Genomic DNA, 24,988 nt, shown 5'->3' with positions numbered 1-24,988 from the left:
CTGAATGCGGAACATTCTTAGTGCCTACCGGGGAGCGTAGCCAAATTGGCCGTCGAACCACGGGAAACGCTGCGTCGAATGGGATAATCATCGACAGCGACACACACGCTGACGGCCGAAGGGAGGTGGGCTCTCATGTCTGAAGTCACGATTCCGGAAACAGCAATAGATCGTTACCGGCTTATCGATAAAGGCACGCAAGCTGAGCTGGACCGCCTTAAGGGTGACTATGCCCTGATGGGTTCGGACGACATCGCCATTTTACGAATGATGGTCCAAGAATCAGTCAACAGTGGCAACTTTGCATTGGCCGAAAAGCTGATGTCGACATTGGCAAAATGCTCCAATGCCGCCTTGAGTCATGCTCAGGTTAGCCGCGATCTCATCCCTCGGACTGAAGTAGTTGCCATCGCAAGGGTTCTAATTGGCATCGTGCTGGACCATACGCGGCCAATCCTTAGCCAGAAAGACTTCGGGAATCTGGCTGATAGTTTGATCTATGCAATCCAACAAAGCATAGATAGCGCGCCAGAAGGCAGACTGCAGAACGGCTAATGCTGCTGTTCGTTGCTTCTAGTGCAGGGAGTCGTCGACAGGTTTCGGTTTCTGCAAACCAGCCTTGATGACGGCTCCCTGTGCTTGGCCTTAAAGACACGAGTAACCGTCAAGCCGTGCTTTTGGATAATCTTTATGTACTGAGCCTACACAGACCCAGCACGGCCTCATTTCTTACACTGAACAAAGGAGATTTAAGATTGGATTTGCTAATTCGTCTGAGGGACGTACCAGCCATCATTGAGGAGCTGACGGGTGAACTCCCGCACCTTGGCACAGTTTACCGATGGGTGAACAAAGGCTTAAAAGGAGTCCACCTTCGAACTGCGTTCTTCATGGGGTGCAAACGCACTCGACGCACTTGGGTATGCGAGTTCATCGATGCACTCAGCTGCGATAGCCCTCGCAATTACAGCACGCTTGTCGATGATGAAATCCGAAGGACCAATGCGGCTGCTGACGATGTGCTTGCTTCATTTGGCATCGCGACTTAGCCTGCAGCGAGTGCCGCTTGCCGAGCCCGCACGAGATCTTGCTCGGCATAGATTGACGTCGTGGAGGCTTCTTTGTGTCCCAGCAGCACACGAGCCGTATCAGTGTCAAATTGTGCCCGTATGGAAGTTGCAGCTTTGTGACGCAATCGATTCGGACGCCAATGGTGTCGGCGTTTCCACGCCTCCTTCTCCTCGGGGGTGAGTCCATCGGGAAAAGGGAACACTCTCTCTGCGACTCGCTGAATCGCCTGCCCGTATGACCCTGTCGTGTAGAAGTCTTTTGGCGGTCGCCGAGGATTGGCCTTCTTTCGATTTTGCCTTTTGGGCTCGGGAAGCGGCGCATCTGGCGGGAGGCCCAATTGCTTTCGCGTGCGAATATCTCGCACCAATTTCGCGTTCTCTGCAGGTGAGAAGCAGAACTGGTCACTGGGGCGATCCATGTACCGTTGCAATGTCTGTTGGGCTCGTAACCCGATCATGACGACCCGGTCACCTTGATCCTTGCCGAATTTCCCTTCCATTTTGTCACCCTCGACGCGGTACTCCCAAACTTCGCGGCTGCGATCCACCAGGGAGGGACGGATCGCCACCACTTCCCCTGGGCGCGCACCGGTGAGGAGCTGAAAGTCGACCATTGCGGCGACGACTGGCGGAAGCTCCAAAAACGTCGCAATCAACACGTCGTCATCAACTGCGCCGATTTTGGGGGCATCGTGAACTCCTGGAGTTTTGTTCTTCTTTAATTGCGTAACACAGGTGTGTGCCTGGTGCACCTCAATTGGCACAAGTTCTTTCCCAGCTCCCCATTTGAAAATTGTCTTTATTCGCCCGATGTCCTTGTTGATTGTCTGTCGGCTCTTGTTTGAGTTTGCGATGTAGTGATCACGCACTTCTTCGAGCCGACGGGGGCCAAAGTCACGTGCAAACGTGTCGCCAAATAGCTGAACGACGGTATTGACGACGCGGACCATAGCGTCGAATTCATTCGTCTGCTCAATCCGGCTCGTGAGTGGATTGTGCTTGACGTAATGATTCTTCGCGTATTTGAGAAATTCCGCACAGACCACTTTGACAGTGAATCCCTCTGGAGGGGACGGTGGAAGACTGGCTTTGTTTAGCTCCTCGTCAATCACCAACCCAGCCATGTCTAGTCCGACAAGATAGTTGTACTTAGCGTAGGACTCTGGGGAGTCATACTTGCCGAGCCAACGATCTTTGCCCTGAAGGTATACGCGAGCTTTCCCGCTGACATGTTTTTGGTACTTCGGTTGTCGGTAGTGCATTGCGACCTCATCGTCAGTGGCATACTTGGGGTAAAGATTTTCGCTCGCTAGAGTTAATACCCAAAGATTCAGATTCGGTGTGCGCACCGAATCATACCGAAATCGCTGATTTGCCCACATGCCGGCGAGAGGCGGTAAGTCTTTTTACCGCAACAACTTATAGAAGAGGCGACGGTGGGATTCGAACCCACGAATAAAGGATTTGCAATCCTTCGCCTTAGCCACTTGGCCACGTCGCCTGGAGACGATCTCTGCTCGCAGCTTGGTTTACTTGATGCTGGCAGATCCGTTTGGGCAATTTAGGGAGCCCGTAACGGGGAGAGTAGGACATCCCCGATCAATCGTCAAGATCCTGTCATCCAGTAAAACCGGCTGAGGATGACAAACGGTATCGGTTCCAAACAGTGTAAAGCTTGAACCGAGCACCGGATAATTTTCTAGATCGTCATTTTGCCCGAGAAAACGGTTCCAATACGGCCCGTTGCCGGCGTCAGATCGCCTAGAAACGGGCGACTCAATAGGTGCCCGGTGGACGACGCTGTTTTCCAGCCAGGACCTGCATCAACGCGGCTCGCAGCTCACGGACCTTGAGTGGCAATGCGAGCATTCGCCGGTTCTCGCCACGCTGCGCTTCGCTGATGATCCTGGCTTGCTTTCGATCGGCCAGCAAGATCGTTGCAATGTTTCGCGTGTGCTCGTCGTTGGCAAATTGGTTGTGGGCTTCCAATGCCAAGGTTCCGAGTTCGGCGCAGCCGAAAATGACACAGTCGGCCGGGGGATCGTCCAGGGGGTTAAAACGAGCCAACGCTCGGCCAGGATCCTGAATGATCAGGACGCGGTAGCCACGTGCTTTCAACCGATCTCGGATGGCATTTTGTAGATTGGCCTTGGATTCGACCAGCATCACGACGTACCCTTCGCCCTCATTGGTGGGTACGTCGTCATCATCATGATGACCACCAGCAGCCGAGCCATCGTTATCACGTTCTGATGGTCCCTTCTCCAGGATCTCAAGTGCTTTGCGGCACTCTGCCTGCAACGCAGCGGCAGATTGCAGTCTCTTGTCGGGGTTGAACTCCATCGCCTTTTGGACGACTTGATTGGCCGCACCGGGGACATCGGGCACCAATTCATGCAACGGACGGATTTCTTGGAAACGGGAAATGTTCAGACGGGCCAAGCGGTCACGAGTTTCCGTCAACGCGGGTTGACCGGCCAGCATGTGATACAACATGTTGCCGCAGAAATAAACGTCGCTACGAGGGTCGTCCTTTCGCACGCCCGTTCCACGTTCTAATGCGGCGTAGTCGATGGCGCGGGCATTAGGACAGTCAGCGATCTGATCCGGGTTCTTTCGGTCCGTCAACGCGGCCAACCCAAAGTCCACCAACTTGGCTTTCCCATCCGACGAGATGAGCACGTTGGACAGTTTCAAGTCGCGGTGAGAGATGCCGAGGCTGGCAGCGTGAGCCAACCCTGCCGCGATCTCGCCCATCAATCGCAATGCCAAGTCGGCAGGCAGCTTTCCACGCAAACGCACAAGCTCTCGGAGCGTCTGACCTTCGACAAACTCCATCACCAAGAACGGATTTCTGACATCTGGTATGACGTCAATGATCGACACAATGTTTGGGTGGCGAAGTCGCAAACCCATGCGTCCTTCGCGTAGAAACTGTTCCAACTCTTTTGCTTCGTCCCGAAATCGCTTCCGCAGCACTTTCACAGCGAAAACTTCATCGCCTTTGCTGGCACGGTACACGCGAGCAAACGTACCCGCACCGATCACGTAAAGGACTTTGTAGTCGCCATAGAAGTATCCGTGACGATCGCCCTTGAGCAGCTTCTCGGTTTGCAGCGTCGTGATGATGCCACGCCGCTGCATGCCGGTCACCACATCCTCCAAAGTCGCATCAGCGCCGATTTCGCCCAATGCTCTATCGACATCCCTGCGGTCGGCAAGGCCAGCGTTGGAGATGCGGCGTGCAAACTCGTCAGTTGTGGGCGTTTCCATAGGTGAAAAGAAAGTCTGCAGCGAATAATGAGAAGCGAATCAGTACATCCCGCCTGACGTCAGTTTACACAGATCAGCGGTCATCGACTGCCCAGAAACGATGCTCAAACGCAAAAGAGGCCCCGAGACGGGACCTCTTTTCATTGGTAATCGTTCAATCGATAGGGTTCTAGCGGATAGAACGTCCCTGCACCCCACTTCTTGCGATTAGCGGGTCAGCTTTTCCAGGGCGTTCAACGCCGATTTGGCTTGGTCGATTCCGCCGACTTGCTCGACCATTTTCTTGACCGCGAGCAATGCGTCCACATTGACCATGTCGGTGGACTTGCTGCTCAATGGGGGGCGTCCTGCGGGGCGGCCTGCTGGACGACCCACTGGGCGGCCTTTTGTGCTGCCCACCGGGCGGCCACGTTTCTTGCCGGTCTTCTTACCGGATTTCTTTTTGCTGTTGATGCGGATCGTGCTGACATATTGGGCCGAAACGTTGATTCCCTTTTCCGCCATTGCCTCTACGATCTCCTTCGGCTTGGCCTTCGGATTCGCCGCATAATAATCACGGATCTCTTTGGACTTGTTCACGCCGCTTGCTGATTTCTTTGCCATGACTGATTGCCTTTCGTTTTGCCGCAACCATGTGCGTGCGGCGGTGGGGTTGAAAACTTTGTCGCTACTCGCATCCGCGATTTCTTAGGTGAGATTCGCGGAATCTGCACATCGCACGTCATTTATCAGAGTGCACCCTCCCACTCTCGCACCATGATTGTTTCGTTCTGCTGACTGTTCGATTTGCATTGAGGTCACAGCCAAGACTTCAATAACCGATCAGCAAAGAGATACCTAACGAAGCAGATGCACGTCGAAGCTGTCCCCACGCATTCGTTATGACGTGTGCAATGTATGCGATAAAGCTAAGCCATGGAAAAATGATGTCAATGGCTGTTTGGCTTGATACACCATTTCATACTCTCTCTACACGTTGTCAATCAATCATTTCGCGACCAGTTCAAAGCCGATGGCGTTCTACACAAGAAAGGTAGGTACGAGATACAAAGACGATGTCCGCTCGTCGGATTCATTCGATCGCAGCCATTAGGACTTTGTAAGCCTTAGCTATTGAATGAAAGTGAATGTCGCAATGAGCGGATTCCACTATCGAACGTCGTACTGAGCAATCCATTGCAGCGGTGATTGTGTATTTCTTACCCTGACAATCAAGCGATATTCCTTTGATGTCCGCATCTGGATACTAGGTTCGGAGAACAAATGCGAATCGCTGATAGAAACAATCGAACCTCTGGCGCCAGAGAAAAACTCGACCATGTGACCTGCATGCAGCCACTCTGTAGTGGTATCACTCGAACGGTGAACGAAGCATCTACAGCGGCCGATCAGTGCAATCAATTGGGATCAGTCAGTCCTGTAGTGCAGGTGCCAGACCACCCAGAAAACGAATCAGCGTTGGCCTTTTTGTCGGACGCAGTGCGTTCAAGAGGCAATTCGGTAGTGGACGAGGTCACGAGTCCTGCGAGACGGGACTCGTGACCTCGTCGACGGCCAACGGTGCTCACATGCGGCGGACGACTCTGATGCCGAGCAATTCCAGAGCTTGCTTCAGCACTCGCTTGGTCATCGTTACCAATGCCAAACGCGTCGTTTGAATCGCTTCACTCTCAGCCTTCAGGACGTGGCACTGATCATTGAACTTGGAGAACGTCTCGGCAAGCGAATACACGTACTCCACTAGGTGGTTGGGCGCGTAGTCCTGATAGACACTCTGCAGTGCCTCCTCGAAACGCAACAGGGCCAGCGATAGGGCACGTTCGGCGGGGTGAGTGATCGTAAATCTGTCACGGGCCATTCTATCAGCAACCGACTCTTCGTCCGTTTCGTTCTTTTGCAGGATCCCGACCGTCCTGGCATAGCTGTACTGAGCGTACGTGGCCGTGTTTCCGTTGAGAGCGACCATTTTGTCCAGGTTGAACTTGTAGTCGCTGGTGCGTTCGTGTCCCAAATCGGCGTATTTGATTGCCGCGATACCGATCACATCGGCCACCTCGCGTCGCTCAGGTTCGTCCATCGGCGGGTCCATCTTAGCCAACCGATCTGGATCACAAGCCTCTTTGTAGGCGGCGGCGACGGCATCATCGAGCAGACTTTCCAAACCAATCAAAGAGCCGCTTCTCGTTTTCATCGGCTTGCCATCGTCCCCCAGGACGGTGCCAAAGTTCACGTGGACCAATTTGACTTGATCCATCCCGATCAAGCGAGCGACGGCAAACAGCTTATCGAAATGCTCGCCCTGTCGAGTATCCACGACATACAGGATCTCATCGGGATTGAATTCGGTGAGTCGATACCGCAGCGTTGCGATGTCCGTCGTGGCGTAGAGAAACGCTCCGTCTCGCTTTTGCACGATCATCGGAGCGTCGAACTCGGGCAAGAAAACGCAAACAGCGTCGTCGCTCAGTTTGGCAAGCCCGCGTTGTTTCAATTCGTCGACGACATCCTGTAGCATGGGATGGTAAAAGCTTTCGCCTAGCACGTGATCAAAGGTCACGTTGAGTCGATCGTAAACACGATTGATCTCATCTTTACAGAACGGCAAAAACTCGTTCCACAATGCCAAGTTCTCTGGATCGCCAGAATGCAACTTGGATGTTTCGATCAGAACCTGTTGTCCGATGTCCACATGCTGCTTTGCCAGGGCAAGCAGTTCAGCGTCCTGCTCCACGGCATCGATCTTTTCCCGAGCTTCCTCCAGCTTGGCTTCGGCTGCCTTGCGTTTTTTGACAAGTCCATCGGCCGCTTTGCGTTTCTTTTTGGCGTCGGCACCGTCCGCTGCATCGGCCGCCGACAAGGCACTGTGGTGTTCGTCGCTCAAGGCCTGAATTTCGGATTCCAGCTTGGCGATCGATTTCTTCGCCGAGTGATATCCCATCAATTGGTGTACACGACGGTACAGTGTGGACAATTCTGCAACCGGGTTCTCGCGAACGACTGCTACATCCCCGAAATGTTTGTATCCGTAGATGATGATTCCGAATTGAGTTCCCCAGTCGCCCAAATGATTGTCGGTGATGACCTGATGCCCTAGGAACTGCAGGGTGCGTGCAAGGCAATCACCGATCACGGTGCTGCGAATGTGCCCGACGTGCATCGGTTTGGCAACGTTGGGTGACGAGAAATCGACAATGATGCGTTTTGGATTTTCGCTCTCGGGAACACCACAGCGGGGATCCGCAAGCATTCTTAGCATTTGATCCTGCAAGAATTCGTCCGTGAGTGTCAGGTTGATGAACCCAGGACCGGCGATCTCCGGTGGTTTGCAAAGGTCAGCCACCTGCAGTGCGTCGACGAGACCTGCGGCGACTTCTCGCGGATTCGAACCGACCAGCTTTGCCAGTGGCATGGCGCAGTTGACTTGATAATCGCCAAACTTGGGATCGGTCGTCGGGCGAACCATGGATGCGTAGGAATCAAGCGACTCGAGAGACGCTGTGATTGGGCACGTTGTCAGGGCATCCTGCAAACGTTGTTTGACAAGTTGAGAGATGTGCATTGAGTGGACTAAGCGCGTTGATCAGTGAACCGTGATACCGAGATCGGCCAGATCGATGGATGTGCCGTCAGCCCAGAGTGACTCCAAATCGTAGTACTCTCGGGTTTCTTCATCGAACAAGTGAATCACGACGCTGCCATAGTCCAACACAATCCAGCGGCTCTCGTCGTAGCCTTCGATCCCGAATCGATGTTCGCCGAGGTCCTTTTCCAAGGCATCATCGATCTGTTCACTGATGGCATGCAATTGCCGACGACTTTGGCCAGTGACCAAAACAAACAAATCGAATTCTGCAGATTGATGGCAGACATCCAAGACCACGACATCCTGGCCATTATTATCCAGGGCGACTTGGGCAGCAGCTGCGGCAAGTTTCTTGGATTCGGCGATGCCATGTGGACGAATCGATCGCGACGGGTTGACCATCGGATTGGACGATACGCTCTTAGTTTCAGAAGCTGCTGATTTTAAGGCGTCGGGTGATTCTGTGCGAGATTCCACGGGGGTACCCGAGTCATCAGAATCCAACGGTGGGGGGGAGCTTGGTTCAGTCATGGCGAAAGTCTATCAGTTTTGTTCAATCTGTCACGTCGGCAGCGCGATTTCATTATGATAGGGAAGCCGCACGGCTATCAGCGGCCTTTGGAGACGGAGACAAAGCACGGTCACAAGGCATGGTCGCAAGGCATGGTGACTGAGCATTGTCCACTGGCTCCAAAGCAATTTCCGGCTGGAGGTACCTATCTCCCCGGAGCTCAGTCCCCCCCCAAAGTCTCCCCGCTATTGAGAAGTGTAATGAAAGAACGCAGCGTCACCCGGCAACAAGAAATCGACACCACCGAGGCACAGGCTCCTTCGGAACAGCCATCTACGCGACGCGGCTTTCTGAAGTCAGGTTCGGTGCTGTCGGCCGGACTGGCCGCGGGTGCCGGCATGGTTTCCACTCGGCCCGTTCGTGGCGCGGAACCCGAGGACACGGAAAAGCAAGTGGTTCGGATCGGCGTTGTAGGCGTCGGGGGGCGAGGCTCCGGAGCCATCAATGATTCACTGTCGATCAACGAAAACGTCAAATTGACCGCATTGGCGGATTTGAGCGAGGGCAAGTTTGGAATCGTCGACCGCTTGAAAAAGTTCGAGGGCAAGGTCGATGTGGATCCGTCCAAAATGCACGTCGGCATCGACGGCTACAAGCGGATTTTGGACGATCCCGATGTCGACTTGGTTTTCCTGACGATGCCCCCGGGCTTCCGACCGGACTACTTGGTCGAAGCCGTCGACGCTGGCAAACACGTCTTCGCCGAAAAGCCCACTTGCGTCGATCCCGCCGGCTACCGCACCTGTTTGTTTGCTGACGCCAAGGCCAAATCGAACAAGACAGCGATCGTTACCGGAACCCAGTATCGTCGACAGACCAACTATGTCGAAGCGATCAAGCGTATTCATGAAGGTCAGATCGGCGACATCGTCGGCGGCACCACCCGATACTGCAGTAACGGTATCTGGTTCAAGCCTCGTCCAGAGGGCATGACCGATACGGAGTACCAAGTGTTTAACTGGATGCACTACATCTGGCTCTCCGGTGACCAGATCACCGAGCAAGCCGTCCATAACATCGACACGATCAACTGGATCATGGGCGGTCCGCCCGAATCAGCCTACGGCAGCGGCGGCAGGTTCACTCGTCCCGAAGGCAGCGAAATGTGGGACAGCATCTCCGTCGACTACATCTATCCTGGCAATCGAATGATCTCGTTCAAGTGTCGGCAGATTCCGGGAACCAAGGGTGACAATAGCAACGTGATCTACGGCACCAAAGGCATCGCGACGATCTACGGTGCGAATCAAGGTGCAACGATCACGGATCGCGATGGCAACGAACTGTGGTCGATGAAAGGCGATCTCAGCGCGGCGTACAAACAAGAGCACAAGGATTTGGTGGACTCGATTCGAGCTGGTGAGCCGATTGTTGAACTTGCAGCAACCGCAGAGAGTTCGCTGACGGCAACCCTTGGACGCGTCGCCGCGTACACCGGGCAAGATGTCACTTGGGATTTCTTGACCAACAAGTCAAAGCTGAATTTGTTCCCGGAAAAGCTGGACATGAAAGCGTCCCGTCCCGAGCCCAAGTTTGCCGTTCCCGGTGAAACCAAACTGATTTGAGGTTGGGATTGTCGCTCGACTTTCCAAGTCGATAGCGTGTCTCACCAAGCGTCTTGCTAATCCCCATCGCAGATTTCCGCAGACCGGCCCCCTTCCTCGCATGCGACTGGATGGCTGGTCGAACGACGATTGCTGGTGTGCCGGGCTTCAGCCCAATACCGCTAAGTTAAGATTTGTATGGTTTCGTCGAAGTGGTGCTTCAGAGGCGGCAAATGCCGGTGTTTGTCGCGTTTCTTTGGCCACTTACTTTGTGGTCGTTTGATCACTCGCGGATTGACTCGGTTGCGACGTGGTTGGAGCACCTCGCGGCTGAGTTCCAGGATCAGCGATTCGTACCAATGCGAAAAATTTCGTGGGCTACGCGGTGCCTCGGCCAAGTTGACACGCAGTACTTCGACTGTGCCGGTGAATGAAATCCGATTGGGAGGCACGTCAGCCTTCTTGGCCGCTTCGAAAGCCAGTTTGCGGATCACGAAGTGAGCGATCAGCAGGCCATAGACCTCTTGCATCACACCGGCCGGGCTGTGGCTACGGAGTTTCGGTTGATGACGTAGGTGAGTCTTCGCTTCGTCAATCGCGATCTCTTCTTCCCAACGCTCGTGGTAAAGAACGATCAGCGTCTCGGCAGGATGCTGTGCCTCGTCCAGCAGCGTCGTAATGAGTCGATGCGTTTCCCCATGGCCAGCACGCTGAGGATCATCCAGCGTGTACTCGATCACACGCACGACGGTTCCGTCGCGGTCTTTGAGGCGGTCGTAGTCAGTGGCGTAAATCTTCGACAGATATGAACCGTCACGAAGCACCTTGTCTTTGCGAAAACAACGGTTGGTTTTGCAGCGTCCCAGGAAGTCGGATTTCCCGTCGATCACCTGCCGCATCAAGTCTGTCGTACAGAAGCCGATGTCAAATAGAAGTAAGCTTTGGGGCGGCAAATAGCGGTAAACGAGCTTCGCCAACGTGACTTCGCCGCAGCGAATCGGCTTGAGGAGGAAGCCGAAGAAGACATGCGAACCGATCTCGCACAGAGCCACGATTCTGGCTTGAGGGAAAGCTCCCATCGAGGTTCCGTTTTTGGGCCTTCCGAAGGCTCGCCGGTTGGCTTTGCTGTCGGGCAAATTGAGGACAAATCCATCGACGGCGACGAGTAGCATCCCGGCGTAGAAAGCACCGGATGTGCTGGTTTGGCAAAGACAGCAGACCGTTTTCTGGTAGATCGATGCCATGATGGGTATGCCCAGTCGAGCACGGGCTTGGGTCAAGGCACTCGAGGAGGGCATGCGATCTTTGACGAACCGATGCAGCCACCGAAAGACTTTGGGGTAAGCCGAATCACCAAAGAGCCACATCGCGATGACGAACCAAGCCATCACGTCGGCAGGGCACTTTCGGCTCGATCGCTTCTGCAGGTTGCGTTGCCGAACCTCCGACTTTACAAACCGACTGCCGACGATTCTCTTCAAGCAAGCAATGCGTTCGCGGCAGAATCGCTTCTCTTGCGTTGCGACCGTATTTTTGTCACGCTTTGACATGGCAGCTTCCTTGCTGAGGTGATGTATTTGAACACCACAATCCTCGCAGGGATGCTGCTTTTTTTGAATACTAACTTAGCGGTATTGGGCTGAAGCCTGAACTCCAACGCGTCGTCGTGTTGCGCGACCCGCTAATTTACGGACTTGGATCAATCGTCTTGACTGGTTCAATCGCGAGATTGAGATCTTTCATCCCAAGATATGACTGTCCGACGGGTTCTGACAGTCAACCAGCGCCAGTTGGTGGCCAGTCGATTCGAATTCTTTCATAGCGGCTTGTTCCCTGCCGATACCCAATGCGTTACGTACCGCATTGATTGCCGGGAGCCTCCTCCAACTCCCACCCCCTGCGATCGCTGCGGCCCTCCCCCAAAGCGCATCCATGAAACGACCCACTGCTCCATCCAATGATCGCGCGCGCCGTCGCCGCTTGCGTTTTCGTCCGCAATTGCAAATTCTGGAAAGCCGACGTGTGCTCGCACAAGCCGATGACTTGTCGGCCATCACTGGGATCTTGTTTGACGACATTAACGGCAACTCCGTCGCTGAACCGGGAGAGCCGCGGATCGTCGGCGCCGAAGTTCGCTTGGAGAACGGGAGCGGCTCGCCGATTCTGGGCACTAACAACCAGCCTCTGTCGGCCACCACGAACTCCAGCGGAGTGTACACGTTCCCGCGTCTGCAACAGGGTAGCTATGTCGTTCGACAGATTAGTCAAACGATTCCAGGCGGTCGCCAACTGAGTGACATGACGTCACCGGTCATCGTGATCTCTGCCACGGATGTTCAAGGCACGTTGGTCGAGCCGATCGATACGTTTGATACAACGGGCCAAACGGTCTTGGACAGCGTAGCGGACGGCGTCCCGGTCACCAGCAGCCAAGCCACGACGGATGCGATCGGCGGTCACCGTGATCTGATTGTCAACAAAACCAGCACCAACGGCAGTATTCAGTTGTCGGTCAACGAAGCCGCTGCGGACGTGATCACGTTCGACTCCATCACCGGTGGCGACGGCGAGCGACGCATCGTCTGGGACGGAAACGCTGACGGCAACCCGCTGACGGTGGCCGATACTGGCGGTTTCGTATCGGATTTGACCGGGGGCGGAAATTCTCTCGGATTCATCTTGGACATGGGAACCGACATCGCCGGCAGCACCGCTCTGCTGCGTGTCTACAGCAACGATTCCAATGCCGGAACCTCCAACCGTTTCAGCACCGCGACGGTGGACATCCCGATCGTCAACAGCGCGCTGGACACGGTCATGGAGTTCGTGCCGTTCTCCGCATTCACGGCCAACGGCGGAGGTGCTGATTTTACTAACGCGACGGCGGTCGAGTTGGTGATTCAGGGAATGAATCAGACCAACGGATCGGCGAAGTTGATCGGCGCGTTCGCGGCCACTCAGTTCACAGCAAACTTCGACAATTTTGAACAAGCCGATTTATCGATCACCAAATCGGCCAACGTCCAATCGCCCAATGTCGGCGACACCGTGACCTACACATTGGCTGTGACCAACCTTGGTCCTCAAACGGCGACCAGCGTTCAAGTCACCGATCAACTGCCCGCCGGTGTGACATTCCTATCGTCGTCCAATAACGCAGCCTACAACACGGCCACCGGCATCTGGAACATCGGCTCGTTGCCGGTCGGAGCGGCAAACCGCGCAGACCTGACGATCACTGGACGCGTCGATAGTCTCGGTGGCAAGACCAACACGGCCAGCATCACACGCTCGGATCAAACGGACCCGATCACGTCCAACAACTCGGCATCCGCGACATTAACGCCTCGTCAAATCGATCTGTCTGTCAACAAGACCGCCAGCACGACGTCACCGAATATCGGTCAACGTGTGACGTTCTTTGTCGACGTCAGCAATGCCGGGCCGGACGCGGCGACGGGCGTCAGCGTCCGAGACCTCCTGCCGTCCGGTTTGCGAATCGAGAACGCGGGCGATATCACGACGACCCAAGGAACCTACACGCCGGGCACGGGGATTTGGACGGTCGGTACGGTCGGCATCAACGAAACCGAGCGATTGACCATCACCGCAGTGGTCGACACGGTTGGCTCGCGCACAAACAGCGCCGAAGTCATCGCGGCAGGGGAAAGTGATTTCGACAGCACGCCGGGAGATGGCACAGGCGATGACTTTGCCAGCGTCGATTTGACGACTCCCAGTGCAAACCTGTCCTTGACCAAGACTGTCAGCAACCCATTGCCCAATGTCGGCGATGACGTGAACTTCACCATCACGGTTTCCAATGCAGGGCCGGATGCGGCCACGGGTGTGACGGTGTTGGATCAATTGCCGATCGGCATGACGTTCCAGAACGCCAGTGTCGGTGGTGGATACAACGCAGCAACCGGCGTTTGGACGATCGGTTCGATCGCGGCTGGTGGTGAAGCAACGTTGACCCTCGCCGCGACGGTCGACACCGTCGGCACCAAGACGAACACGGCCCAAGTTCAAACGGTCGATCAAAATGACCCCAACAGCAGTCCCGGCAATAATGCACCGGTGGAAGACGATCAAGCGAGCGTGTCGCTGACACCGCAGGCGGCGAACTTGTCGTTGGCCAAAAGCGTGACCAATTTGTCGCCCGAAGTCGGTGACACGATCACCTTTCAAATCACCGTCAGCAACTCCGGTCCAAACAACGCCACAGGCGTCCAAGTACGTGATCGACTGCCCGCCGGAACCCAGTTCGTCTCCGCAACCTACGGTGCGGGCACCAATCGTCCTGGAAACCCAGACTACAACCAAACCACGGGCGTTTGGAATGTCGGTGATGTCACCGTTGGGGCTCCCGTCACGCTGAATCTGAACGTCTTGGTCACGGCTCCTGGGCTGACGACAAACTCAGCCGAAATCATCGCATCGGACCAAAGCGATCCCAACAGCACGCCGGGCAACGGAAACCCAGCAGAGGATGACCAAGACAATGCGTCGATTCAACCTCGTCAGATCGATTTGTCGCTCACTAAAACCGTCAACGATTTTTCGCCGTCCGTCGGCGACGAGATCGAGTTTGTCATCACGGTGAACAACGCTGGACCAGATGTCGCGACAAGCGTGTTGGTGGCCGAGCAGTTGCCCCAAGGGGTCACGGTCTTGAGCAACACGCCGACACGTGGCAGCTACAACGTCAGTACCGGCGTCTGGAACATCGGTACCATCGGTTTGAACGATCCCGTCTCTTTGAGCATCCGGACGCGAGTCGACTCCATCGGTTCGGGCACCAATGTCGCACAAGTCAGCAGTGCGGATCAATCCGATTCGGACAGCATTCCAGGTAACAGCGTTGCCACCGAAGACGACCAAGCATCGGTCAGCTTCACCACCCAAGTGGCGGACCTGTCATTGACCAAGACGGTCGTGGATACGGATCGTCCCAATGTCGGAGATACCGTTTCCTTTGACATCGAGGTGACCAACGCCGGACCGGACGACGCAACTGGCGTGCAGGTCACTGATTTGTTGCCCAGCGGGATCCGGTTTACTTCCAATACACTCTCCGAAGGTATTTACAACGCATCCAGTGGGGTGTGGACGATCGGTAATATCCCGGCGCCGACGGAAAAACAAGTCTTGGTGATCGGTTCACAGATTTATTCTGCCACCAGCGGCACACTGCTTTTCACTCAGCAGAACAGCCCCGCGACCTACCAAAGCCAATTGGCAAGTTTCCGCACCGATCCGCTGGGGGAAACTCGAAACGCATTGATCGCCCTGGGCTACGTGCCATCGCAGTTTCAATTGCGAGAAGTCGCCCGATCGGACAACGCCAATGGAATCAACGTTGAGATTCGATTCCTCAATGCCGCACTGGAACACGTCGATGTTCCCAACGTGAACGTGACAGGCAATCTGGACATCGCCGTCTCGTCGACAACGGAGGAAACCTCTTCGGTCAACACCAACAGCACGGTCATGCTGCGAATCAACGGCGTGCTGGAGACGACCAACGACCTGAGCAACACCGCTCAGATCACCGCGAGCGATCAAAGCGATCCTGACTCCCAACCGGCCAACAGTGTTGCGACCGAGGATGACCAGGACAGCGCTGCGCTGATGCCCCAGCAAATCGATCTGTCGCTCACCAAGACCGCCAGCACGAACAAACCCAACCCGGGCGATGAAGTGACCTTCCTGCTGTCGGTCACCAACAGCGGATTGGATCCAGCGACCGGTGTTCAAGTGACCGATCAACTGCCAGCCGGTTTGACATTTGTACGCAGCTTGCCAGCCAACGTTTATGATCCCGTCACCGGCATCTGGAACGTCGGCGGAGTAGGCCTGAACACGACGAACCGTTTGGAGATTGTTGCGCGGGCGGACACGGAAGTCACCTTGACCAACAGTGCCGAGATCACCGCTGCGGATCAAAGCGATATCGACAGCATTCCGGGCAATAACTTGCCAACGGAGGACGACCAAGCCTTTGCCGAGATCACGCCCGCCACATCGGATTTGTCGCTCACCAAGACCGTCGACGACAACACACCCAACGTCGGCAACAACGTCGTCTTTACCATCACGGTCAACAACAGCGGCCCTGATCCGGCAACGAACGTCAACGTGCGTGATCAATTGCCGGCCGGCATGACGTTTGTCTCAGATGCTCCGACTTTGGGCAGCTTTGATGAGAACTCCGGGATCTGGACGATCCCTGCACTGGCTATTAACCAAGACGCCGTGTTGCGGATTACCGCGAGCGTCGATTCCGTTGACGATAAAACGAACGTAGCACAGATCACGGCGAGTGATCAATTCGACCCCGATAGCACGCCGGCCAACGACGTGCCTGATGAAGACGACCAAGCGAGCGCGGCGTTGTCGCCTGAACTGGTCGACCTTGCTCTGACGAAATCCATCAACGACGACAATCCCAACATCGGTGACGTCGTAGAATTTGAAATCGGTTTGACTAACCAAGGCCCCTCGACCGCGACGGGAGTGACGGTGCTCGATTTGCTTCCCGATGGCTTGACGTTCCGCGGTACCCGCGGCAGCGTCGGAGGCTACGACCCGCGCAGCGGTATTTGGAACGTCGGCAGCGTTGCTCCGGGAGCAACACCGTCGATCATCATCGAAGCAATCGTGGAGATGATCAGCAGCGCAGAGAACACGGCCGAGATCCGCAGCGTTGATCAACCGGACTTGGACAGCACCCCAGGCAACGCGGTCGCAGGAGAAGATGATCAAGCGTCCGTGACGTTGACCACGCAAATAGCGGATCTCTCGTTGACCAAGACCGTCGACAACGCAAACCCAGGGCGCACGGATGAAATAGAATTCCTGATCACGGTCTCCAATGCCGGTCCCAACACGGCTACCGGTGTCGTGGTTGCCGATCAACTGCCCTCCGGCCTACGTTTGGTCGCCGCCAACCCCAGCAGCGGCCAGTACGATCCGGAAACAGGAAATTGGACGATCGGCCAAATTTCAGTCGGCGCACCGGAAACCCTGCGATTGACAGCTGCGGTCACCAGCGCACAGTCGGCGACCAATGCCGCCGAAATTGTGATGTCTCGTCAGATCGATCCCAACAGCACGCCCGGAAACGGCAACGCGGCCGAAGACGACCAGGCCACGGCGGCGGTCACACCTCGCGTGGTTGATGTATCCGTGCTGGGGACGATTGACAACCTGGAGCCGATGGAGGGCGATGTCGTCCAAGTCGTCTTCACAGCGGCCAACGAAGGCCCCGCCGACGCGACCGGAGTGGTGTTCAACGTCACCATTCCCGACACCCTTACTTTGATGAGCAGCCAGCCACAAGACGGCTCCTTTGACAGTGTCTCGGGCCTTTGGACGCTGGGAGATTTGGCCGCTGGATCAGCGTCTCGCCTCGTTCTGAACCTGCGAGTCGACGCTCGGGGGATTCGCCAAGTGCCGATCGAATTGGTGGCGACGAACGAGTTTGACCGCGACAGCACTCCCGACAATGGGGTGGCCACGGAAGACGATTTGGCGTCGGTTGTCGTTCAAGCTCCCCGGTTGATCAACAAACGATTGTTCTTGGCTCGTTGAGTCAATTATCATTTGCGTTGATTATGAGTTTCCCCATTCAACCGGTTCCCAGCATGTTTCGTCGTTTTTTTCCCATCTGCCTGACTCTGACTTGCCTCGCAATGACTGCTGCGACGGTCTCCCCGAACGCCGCAGCCGAAACACTCAGCGCATACGTGGGCACCTACACCGACGGAGTCAGCAAAGGAATCCATCACTTCACACTGGACACCGAGACGGGCTCGCTATCTGAACCTCGTTTGGTCGCCGAAATGAAGAACCCGTCGTTCCTGGCGATTCATCCGACCGGGCAATTTCTTTACGCGGTTGGCGAAACGGCAGACCAGCGGGACGGCGACAAGGATTCCGGCAGCATCCATGCATTTGCCATCGACGAGGCCACCGGCGATCTGACCGCGCTCAATGAAGTCGTTTCGGGTGGCGGAGCCCCTTGCCACATCAATGTCGACGCCGCAGGCAACTTTGCTTTGGTCGCCAACTACTCTGGCGGCAATGCGTCAGTGTTCCGGATTGATTCCGATGGAAAGCTAGGGGAGCGCACAGCGCTGGTGCAACATCGTGGCGCCAGCATCAATCCCCGACGACAAAAGGAGCCGCACGCGCACTCGATCAATCTCGACCCCGCCAACCGCTTCGCGCTCGTCGCCGATTTGGGGATCGACAAAGTCATGGTGTACCGGTTTGACGCAGCCGCCGGGACGCTCGAGGAACGCGGCTCGGCGGATTTGACGCCGGGTTCTGGGCCACGCCACTTGTGCTTTCACCCCAATGGCAAATTCGTGTTTGTGATCAACGAGCTGAAACTGACAATCTCCTCATTCCAATACGATGCCAACTCGGGAACACTCGATCCCGTGCAAACGGTTTCAACGCTGCCCGAGTCCGTCGAAGACTTCTCCGGTATGTCCACCGCAGAAGTTGTTGTGCATCCTTCGGGCAGATTCCTGTACGGTTCCAACCGTGGTCACGACAGCATCACGGTCTGTGCCGTAGACGACTCGACGGGCAAACTGTCGGTCCAGCAGAACCTGCAGCTCGACGGCAAGACTCCTCGCAACATCGTCATCGATCCGTCGGGCAAGTTTTTGTTGGTTGAACACCAGAAGTCGAACTCCATCGTCGTCTATAAGATCGACGCCGAATCCGGAAAATTGACCAAGACGGAGCACCAAGCCACCGTCGGTTCCCCAGTTTGCATCCGATTCATGGTACGTCAGGCTTTCTAGCCTGACATTGATGCAGCATGTCAGGCTGGAAAGCCTGACGTACGTTGGTTCATTCGTCTTTGCCGGACTGCAATTGCTTGAGGAATGCTTCCATGTCCGGGCGGTTTTTCTCGTCTGCCAGCTCGACGGCTTTCGTTTGCAACTCAATCGCTTCGTCAGTCTTACCTTGAAGCGAAAGAAGTCGCGCGACGGTGTCCATGATGTACGGCTTGGTCGCGCCGGCCGTTTCAATCTTTGATTGAGCTAGCTCCACCGCACGCGCTGTTACCGCGTCGTCCTCGAATCGTCCGACGTCGGCAAGCCGAAAGATCAGCCATGCCAAATCGTTTGCGGAAGTCGCATCGTGATTGGGATCGTCCAGCCGCTGCAGCATGTACGCGACAGCTTGTTCCTCATGGTCTTCACTGGAGACCAATATTTGCAGTTTCATCTGTTTCAAGTCTGCGTTGACGGCAGAAAAACTCTTGTCCGCAATCGCCCCGTCCAATACTTTCAACGCGGCATCCGTTTCGCCCGAACGCATCAGCCGAACAATCTTTGCCTGCAGCAAGACAGCCTTCTGTTCCGCTTCAAAAACCGACTTGAAGGCTTCGCGATCCCACCTGTCGCCCAGCACAGCTTCCAGTGGCTCATCGATCGACAGTGGATGGCCGATCCATTCGATCAAGCCTGTCTTGCCTACCAAGAAGGCGCAGGGGATGCCATTCTGCCCGGCCGCCAACATGTAATCGTTGGTACTGCTTTCATCCGGATCGGCGGTCAAGCAATAGACGCTCGTCAAATCGCGATACGTCATCGGCTCGTCCTCGGACTCGTCGCTCGGTTCCTCTTCCGCGTCTTTTGAGGTTCGCGACTTTCCCAGCTTACGATCTAAAAACTTCTCAACCGTTTCCAGGTCTTCACGCGTGATGCTGACCACTTGTACCGTTTCGCTGTGTTTGGTCTGAAGCTCAGCGATGTGTGGCATCGCGGCAATGCATGGTGGGCACCATGTCGCCCAAAACTCCACGACGTAGACCTTGCCCGATTCGAACTCTTTCACCCAAGGATACTTGCCATTGCCGTCCTGAACCCAATGCTCAATGTTCAAAGCGGGTGCTTTGGAGCCGATCGTCAAGGCCTCGGGCTCGACTGGTTCGGCTTTCTCTTCCGCCGCCCCAACGACTTTGATGTCCAACGCATCAGCCGGCACCGTTCCCGCTTCCTTCTCCGCAGGGCCAGGAGCATCTTGCCCATCTGCGGAGGTAATGGCAAAACTCAGCAGGGTCAAACCCAGTGTGAAACGGAGATAAGTGCTCAAGGGCATTCGCATGATGAGTTCTCGCTCGTCAGATGGAAGGGAACAAACCGCAACCGCACGCTTCGTCCGCAGGGGATTATCTGCGATTCCCGTGTCGTTATGCTACCGTGGTTGCAACAGTCTTACTCTGATTTCTTCCAAACAAAGCGTTCGGCCGTCCGCTGGACGTGCTCGCACTCGATAGGACACCGGAATGCCTGAACCCGCAAATTCATCCACTACCGCCGATCGGCTTTGCTCAAAGCAGTGCGTGCCCTGCGAAGGTGGCGTGCCCAAATTGGACCGCGATTCCGCGCAGGCCTATTTGCAGGCTACTCCACATTGGTGCCTTTCTGAGGACACGCAGCGAATCTCTCGCGCGATCAATCGCAAGAACTTTGTCCAGGTCATCGAATTAGTGAACCGGATCGCGGACTTGGCGGAACAGGAACAGCATCACCCAGACCTGCACGTCACGGGATATCGAAATCTGGCGATCGATCTGACCACACACGCGATCAGCGGATTGAGCGAAAACGATTTCATCCTGGCGGCCAAGATCGACCGTTTGATCGATGAGGAAGCGCCGTGATTCGCTTGCCACGACACCGTGCGTTGGCGTTGCTGAGCGAGTGCACCGGTGACGACATTTGGAACGTGCAACACTGTCGCGATCGTGGAGTTCCCGAGCAATGGGTCTCGGAACTTGCCACCGCATTCGAATCCGGATTTCGGTCCGACAGCGAGACCATTTATCTCGATGACGGAGTGACCAATCAGTATCACGGTGTCCACGACTTGGCGCTCGCCATTCGAATTGCCCAATCGATGGGAATGAATATCGACCACCGCGAAGTCAATCGGCTTGGGCGGCGCGGTACCGTGCAGTCCATTCGTGATGCGATCATGGACGGCGACTTGTGAAACCGCCAATCGGGGGGTGGCTGTCCTCGGGTGCTACGATTGCCGCGAATGAGATTTTCAAAGAAATCCGCAAAAATCTAATCGCGACGCTAGACTCGCACCGCAGTTTGCCTAGATTCAAAGCTTCTCATCTTTATTCCCCAGGTTCCCCGACCGGCAGATGAAAGCATTTTTCGCCATCATCGTAGTGACGCTATTGAGCTTCTTTGCTTGTCATCGCGTTTCTGCTGACGTCTTCTTCGGCTTCAGTGTGACCGGCGTCGCGCCAACGGACACAACACCTTTAGTCGTCAACGCAAACGTTGGAGACAACGTCAGCGTGGATGTTTTTTACGTTGAGACCGGTGCTGATACGTTTTTGAATGATCGAGGCCTGATCGGGTTTGACATCGCAGCCGACTACGACGACACGTTTGCCGAAGTCACCTCGGCGACCGTCAATCCGCTCTTCAATATCAACGGAGCGGTCATTGCCCCTGCTGGAAAATTGGTTGCATCGGGCAATTGGACTGACCTCTTCGGCACGGAAGGTCAACAGGTATTTGACGGCGGAGGAAACGTTATCTTTACTCAGGGACGCGGTCGAGGACAGAGCACGATCCAGGTTGCGACGCTTGAATTCAACGTCAAAGGGCAAGGCATCACCAACTTCGATTTGATCGACCGTGATTTGTTCGAAGAGAACAATCCGGCGATTTTTCCTGGATCAGCGGGCGAAGTAGACAACGTTGGGTTTGGTTTCGCGACCGGTGAGTCCAACCTTCCGAGCGTCGATCAAGTGATTTTCGGAACCTTGGCGGCTCCTCGTTTGTTACGACTGAGCATCAACTCAGTCACCGCCGTCCCGGAACCCACATCATTTGCTCTGCTGGGTCTTCTGGGCACCGGCTGCCTCCTGCGTCGACGCCGTTCACGCAATACGCTCGCTGCGGGTTGTGCCTGAACCACCCGATGTGTGCTTGTTGAACAGGCCGTGAATTGGCCGTCTCTTCGCCAACACTCATCATTTTGACGGCCAAGTGTGCTCGTTCTGATCGTGTGCGACTCGGTCGTGGATCGAATCCGCAGTCACCCTCAAGGTCGATTCACCGGGAACCAGCCGACTGCGTGCTGATTGGCACGACCGGAACGGTTAAACACCTTGTTCGGCTTGGGCGACTACTATCGACTAACGAGGCTAAATCGGGTCAAGTAATCTGTTCGGGCATTCTGGTCCGAAGTAACTCACAGCGGCTCTTGATGGCTCCAAAAACAGCCTGATTTCCAATCTGGTTCCAGGACGATCAAGCCGCCCACATGTCTTTGAACTTGTGGGCACACTCAGCACCCTGTATTGCTAGCCGTTACCGAGCCCCAGCCAGATGGCGTTGACTCAAACGCGACCATTTCCATCAATCGACCATGGGCTGCCACCCACGTGGACGAAGTCCGCGCAGACTGAGCCATTTCAACCGTGACCACTCAAAAAACATACCTCGTTACCGGCGTCGCAGGCTTCATCGCCTCTCGTGTCGCCGCAGCCTTGATCGATCAAGGACACCGGGTCGTCGGCATTGATAACCTCAATGACTACTACGACGTCTCGCTCAAGAATCACCGATTGGACCAGCTCCATGGTGATCGATTTGGGTTTCAAGAGATCGACATCGAAGACCAGTCCGCGTTGACTCGACTGTTTGATGAAAACCGGTTCGACGCCGTACTCAATTTGGCCGCCCGCGCAGGCGTCCGCTACAGCATGGAGAACCCACATATCTACATGACGACCAACGCCATGGGCAGCCTCAATCTGCTGGAGCAGATTCGGCGAACGGGTGTCTCCAAATACGTTTTGGCATCGACCTCGTCGCTATACGCCGGTCAAGAGATGCCGTTCCGCGAAACCTTGGCTGTCAACACTCCAATTTCACCCTACGCGGCGAGCAAGAAATCGGCCGAAGCGATGGCGTACGCTTATCACCACTTGTACGACATCGACATTTCCATCTGCCGCTACTTCACCGTCTACGGACCCGCCGGCAGACCCGACATGTGCGTCTTTCGGTTCATCCGTTGGATCGACGAAGGGTCCCCGATCGAATTGTTCGGGGACGGCAACCAAGCCCGCGATTTTACCTTCGTCGATGATATCGCCTCCGGCACCATCGCAGCGATACAACCCGTCGGCTACGAAATATTCAACCTCGGCGGAGGCGGCACGCCCGTCTCGCTCAACGAGATGATCGCGATGTTGGAATCGTTGCTGGGCAAAAAGGCGCAGTACGAGACCAAGCCGTTTCACAAAGCCGATATTAAGATCACAGCAGCCGACATTTCCAAAGCCCGTGAACAATTGGGGTGGTCTCCCCAAACGGAATTGCCCGAGGGTCTGAAAGCCTGCGTGCAATGGCATCAAGACAATAAGCCTTGGTCACAAAACATCATCCTGCCTTGAACACTCTTCCTCGCATCGTCTTTCTCAATCGGAGCTACTGGCCCGATGTCGAAGCGACAGGGCAGTTGCTGACCGATCTGTGCGAGCAGTTGGCGCTGTCGTTCGACGTTCATGTCATCTGTGGACAGCCGAACACGCCCACACAAGGTACCGATTTTGAGAAACAAGAACGAACCTGCCGCGCCGGTGTCACCATCCATCGGCTGCAACACTATCAGTTCCCAAAACGGTTCTCCGCAGCTCGCATCATCAATCTCGTTTCGTTTTACCGCGCGGCCAAACGATACTTAAAACAAAGCCAACTGACGGCCGATGTGATCGTCACGGAAACCGATCCCTTTTTGCTGCCCCTGGCTGGGGATGCTGCGACGTCAAAATCAACCGCAAAACATGTCTGCTACCTCCAAGATATCTACCCGGATGTCGCCGAAGCGGTCGGCAAATCCAAGATCCCTGGAGTCGCATCGACTTTACGCCGCTTGCTTCGCAACGCCTACCGTCGAGCCGACCGCGTAATCGTACTCGGGGAATGCATGCGTGATCGATTGATACGGCAACCTTGGGGATTGTCAGGTGACAAGATCGATGTCATTCCGAATTGGGCGGACTGCGATGCGATAGAACCGATTCCACATCACAGAAACTCGTTTCGACAAAATCAGAATCTTGACGGTCGTTTCGTCGTGATGCACAGCGGCAACATGGGTTTGACGCAACGCCTGGATGTGTTGCTGCGAGCAGCCGCACATGAGTGCTGGCCGGCCGAAGCAAAGTTGCTGCTCGTCGGCGGCGGTGCGTCCGAGCAATCACTTCGCGAACTGGCACCCACGCTGCTTTCCCCCGAGCAGCTCAATGATCGCATCGCGTTTCTACCCTACCGCAAAAGATCCGAGTTGGCGGAGAGCCTTTCTGCAGCAGACTTGCACGTCGTATCGATGCACGAAAACATCGGCGGGTGTCTGTGCCCGAGCAAACTATACGGCATCCTTGCCGCCGGTCGTCCTGTGCTGGCGATTGCAAACGAGCAAACAGATCTGTGCCGCACCGTGGAGCAACACGACCTTGGATGGTGTTGCACCCCTGGCAACCCGGCTGAAATTGCCGCCCAAGTCAATCGTGCGATCAACGAGCAATGTGCCGAGCGAAACGACCGCGCGAGAGAAATCGCAATCTCGCAGTTCGACCGGGACGTCATCGTCCACAAGTTCCGAGTGTTGCTAGGGGAGCTAACCAACCATCCCAAATCAACACCTCAAACACTCTCCCCCCTACCCACCCCAAGTACATCAGCCCAAGTACGTCAGCCTTTCTAGGCTGACATACAGCAAACATACCCAACTGGGCTGCTCAAAGATTAGTGTTGACACTGCTAATTTTGTCGATGTTTTTGTTCTACCTGTCTAAATTAAAGTGAGCCTCAGGCGCTAGCCGTGGGCCTGTCTAAATTAAAGTGAGCCTCAGGCGCTAGCCGTGGGCCTGTCTAAATTA

General features: G+C 55.4%; 17 protein-coding genes and 1 tRNA gene. 10 read left to right on the top strand and 8 right to left on the bottom strand.

Annotation, left to right across the window (positions count from 1 at the left end):
• Positions 1 to 135: 135 nt before the first annotated feature.
• Entirely contained in the window at positions 136 to 555 is a 420-nt protein-coding gene (locus Pla52nx_RS17075; protein ID WP_146522127.1) for a hypothetical protein, read from the top strand.
• Positions 556 to 635: 80 nt separating this feature from the next.
• Positions 636 to 1,049 carry a DUF1580 domain-containing protein gene (locus Pla52nx_RS32950; RefSeq protein WP_146522128.1) on the top strand — a complete coding sequence of 138 codons (414 nt, stop codon included), beginning with the start codon at positions 636 to 638 and terminating at the stop codon, positions 1,047 to 1,049.
• On the opposite strand, the gene Pla52nx_RS17070 is transcribed toward Pla52nx_RS32950, so the two are convergent.
• The 6 genes from Pla52nx_RS17070 to rsfS form a co-directional block, all read right to left on the bottom strand.
• The gene (locus tag Pla52nx_RS17070) at positions 1,046 to 2,332 is read right to left on the bottom strand and encodes a tyrosine-type recombinase/integrase (protein WP_197454906.1); all 1,287 of its coding nucleotides are present in this window, start codon (positions 2,330 to 2,332) and stop codon (positions 1,046 to 1,048) included. The genes Pla52nx_RS32950 and Pla52nx_RS17070 overlap by 4 nt on opposite strands.
• A 166-nt stretch (positions 2,333 to 2,498) precedes the next feature.
• Positions 2,499 to 2,571, bottom strand: a tRNA-Cys gene (locus Pla52nx_RS17065).
• Between the two features lie 275 nt (positions 2,572 to 2,846).
• Positions 2,847 to 4,343, bottom strand: a complete 1,497-nt coding sequence (locus Pla52nx_RS17060) for a serine/threonine-protein kinase (protein WP_146522130.1) — start codon at positions 4,341 to 4,343, stop codon at positions 2,847 to 2,849.
• Positions 4,344 to 4,550: 207 nt separating this feature from the next.
• Positions 4,551 to 4,946: a hypothetical protein gene (locus Pla52nx_RS17055; protein ID WP_146522131.1), complete on the bottom strand. Its 396-nt coding sequence runs from the start codon at positions 4,944 to 4,946 to the stop codon at positions 4,551 to 4,553.
• A 961-nt stretch (positions 4,947 to 5,907) separates the two neighbouring features.
• Positions 5,908 to 7,902, bottom strand: coding sequence for an arginine--tRNA ligase (gene argS, locus Pla52nx_RS17050; RefSeq protein WP_146522132.1), 1,995 nt, complete (start codon positions 7,900 to 7,902; stop codon positions 5,908 to 5,910).
• 21 nt (positions 7,903 to 7,923) lie between these two features.
• Positions 7,924 to 8,457: a ribosome silencing factor gene (gene rsfS, locus Pla52nx_RS17045; protein WP_231742307.1), complete on the bottom strand. Its 534-nt coding sequence runs from the start codon at positions 8,455 to 8,457 to the stop codon at positions 7,924 to 7,926.
• 240 nt (positions 8,458 to 8,697) lie between these two features.
• Here rsfS and Pla52nx_RS17040 point away from each other — a divergent pair, with 240 nt between their 5' ends.
• Positions 8,698 to 10,062 carry a Gfo/Idh/MocA family protein gene (locus Pla52nx_RS17040; protein ID WP_146522133.1) on the top strand — a complete coding sequence of 455 codons (1,365 nt, stop codon included), beginning with the start codon at positions 8,698 to 8,700 and terminating at the stop codon, positions 10,060 to 10,062.
• Between the two features lie 161 nt (positions 10,063 to 10,223).
• On the opposite strand, the gene Pla52nx_RS17035 is transcribed toward Pla52nx_RS17040, so the two are convergent.
• Positions 10,224 to 11,591: an IS4 family transposase gene (locus Pla52nx_RS17035; protein WP_146523890.1), complete on the bottom strand. Its 1,368-nt coding sequence runs from the start codon at positions 11,589 to 11,591 to the stop codon at positions 10,224 to 10,226.
• 382 nt (positions 11,592 to 11,973) lie between these two features.
• Between Pla52nx_RS17035 and Pla52nx_RS17030 the strand changes: the two genes are divergently transcribed.
• Positions 11,974 to 17,637 carry an SdrD B-like domain-containing protein gene (locus Pla52nx_RS17030; RefSeq protein ID WP_146519143.1) on the top strand — a complete coding sequence of 1,888 codons (5,664 nt, stop codon included), beginning with the start codon at positions 11,974 to 11,976 and terminating at the stop codon, positions 17,635 to 17,637.
• 53 nt (positions 17,638 to 17,690) lie between these two features.
• On the top strand, positions 17,691 to 18,863 hold the full coding sequence (locus Pla52nx_RS17025; protein ID WP_197454399.1) for a beta-propeller fold lactonase family protein: 1,173 nt from the start codon (positions 17,691 to 17,693) through the stop codon (positions 18,861 to 18,863).
• 49 nt (positions 18,864 to 18,912) lie between these two features.
• Here the strand turns inward: Pla52nx_RS17025 and Pla52nx_RS17020 are convergent, their stop codons facing one another.
• Positions 18,913 to 20,175, bottom strand: coding sequence for a redoxin domain-containing protein (locus Pla52nx_RS17020; RefSeq protein ID WP_146519141.1), 1,263 nt, complete (start codon positions 20,173 to 20,175; stop codon positions 18,913 to 18,915).
• Positions 20,176 to 20,356: 181 nt separating this feature from the next.
• On the opposite strand from Pla52nx_RS17020, the gene Pla52nx_RS17015 reads away from it, so the two are divergent.
• From Pla52nx_RS17015 to Pla52nx_RS16995, 5 genes are all read left to right on the top strand, one after another.
• On the top strand, positions 20,357 to 20,734 hold the full coding sequence (locus tag Pla52nx_RS17015) for a 4a-hydroxytetrahydrobiopterin dehydratase (RefSeq protein WP_146519140.1): 378 nt from the start codon (positions 20,357 to 20,359) through the stop codon (positions 20,732 to 20,734).
• Positions 20,731 to 21,066 carry a hypothetical protein gene (locus tag Pla52nx_RS17010; protein WP_197454398.1) on the top strand — a complete coding sequence of 112 codons (336 nt, stop codon included), beginning with the start codon at positions 20,731 to 20,733 and terminating at the stop codon, positions 21,064 to 21,066. Before Pla52nx_RS17015 ends, Pla52nx_RS17010 begins: the two co-directional genes overlap by 4 nt.
• 160 nt (positions 21,067 to 21,226) lie before the next feature.
• Positions 21,227 to 22,009 carry a PEP-CTERM sorting domain-containing protein gene (locus Pla52nx_RS17005; RefSeq protein ID WP_146519139.1) on the top strand — a complete coding sequence of 261 codons (783 nt, stop codon included), beginning with the start codon at positions 21,227 to 21,229 and terminating at the stop codon, positions 22,007 to 22,009.
• A gap of 510 nt (positions 22,010 to 22,519) precedes the next feature.
• Positions 22,520 to 23,500 carry a GDP-mannose 4,6-dehydratase gene (locus tag Pla52nx_RS17000; protein WP_231741837.1) on the top strand — a complete coding sequence of 327 codons (981 nt, stop codon included), beginning with the start codon at positions 22,520 to 22,522 and terminating at the stop codon, positions 23,498 to 23,500.
• Positions 23,497 to 24,813, top strand: coding sequence for a glycosyltransferase family 4 protein (locus tag Pla52nx_RS16995; RefSeq protein WP_197454397.1), 1,317 nt, complete (start codon positions 23,497 to 23,499; stop codon positions 24,811 to 24,813). Before Pla52nx_RS17000 ends, Pla52nx_RS16995 begins: the two co-directional genes overlap by 4 nt.
• Positions 24,814 to 24,988: the final 175 nt, after the last annotated feature.

The sequence above is a fragment of the Stieleria varia genome, from assembly GCF_038443385.1.
GTDB lineage: Bacteria > Planctomycetota > Planctomycetia > Pirellulales > Pirellulaceae > Stieleria > Stieleria varia.
This window is presented reverse-complemented; position numbering and strand designations above follow the sequence as displayed.

Coding starts and splice junctions, on each gene's coding strand:
- Pla52nx_RS17075 (WP_146522127.1), top strand. CDS start 136: ATGTCTGAAGTCACGATTCCGGAAACAGCAATAGATCGTTACCGGCTT.
- Pla52nx_RS17070 (WP_197454906.1), bottom strand. CDS start 2,332: ATGCACTACCGACAACCGAAGTACCAAAAACATGTCAGCGGGAAAGCT.
- Pla52nx_RS17060 (WP_146522130.1), bottom strand. CDS start 4,343: ATGGAAACGCCCACAACTGACGAGTTTGCACGCCGCATCTCCAACGCT.
- Pla52nx_RS17055 (WP_146522131.1), bottom strand. CDS start 4,946: ATGGCAAAGAAATCAGCAAGCGGCGTGAACAAGTCCAAAGAGATCCGT.
- argS (WP_146522132.1), bottom strand. CDS start 7,902: ATGCACATCTCTCAACTTGTCAAACAACGTTTGCAGGATGCCCTGACA.
- rsfS (WP_231742307.1), bottom strand. CDS start 8,457: ATGACTGAACCAAGCTCCCCCCCACCGTTGGATTCTGATGACTCGGGT.
- Pla52nx_RS17040 (WP_146522133.1), top strand. CDS start 8,698: ATGAAAGAACGCAGCGTCACCCGGCAACAAGAAATCGACACCACCGAG.
- Pla52nx_RS17035 (WP_146523890.1), bottom strand. CDS start 11,591: ATGTCAAAGCGTGACAAAAATACGGTCGCAACGCAAGAGAAGCGATTC.
- Pla52nx_RS17030 (WP_146519143.1), top strand. CDS start 11,974: ATGAAACGACCCACTGCTCCATCCAATGATCGCGCGCGCCGTCGCCGC.
- Pla52nx_RS17025 (WP_197454399.1), top strand. CDS start 17,691: ATGTTTCGTCGTTTTTTTCCCATCTGCCTGACTCTGACTTGCCTCGCA.
- Pla52nx_RS17020 (WP_146519141.1), bottom strand. CDS start 20,175: ATGCGAATGCCCTTGAGCACTTATCTCCGTTTCACACTGGGTTTGACC.
- Pla52nx_RS17015 (WP_146519140.1), top strand. CDS start 20,357: ATGCCTGAACCCGCAAATTCATCCACTACCGCCGATCGGCTTTGCTCA.
- Pla52nx_RS17005 (WP_146519139.1), top strand. CDS start 21,227: ATGAAAGCATTTTTCGCCATCATCGTAGTGACGCTATTGAGCTTCTTT.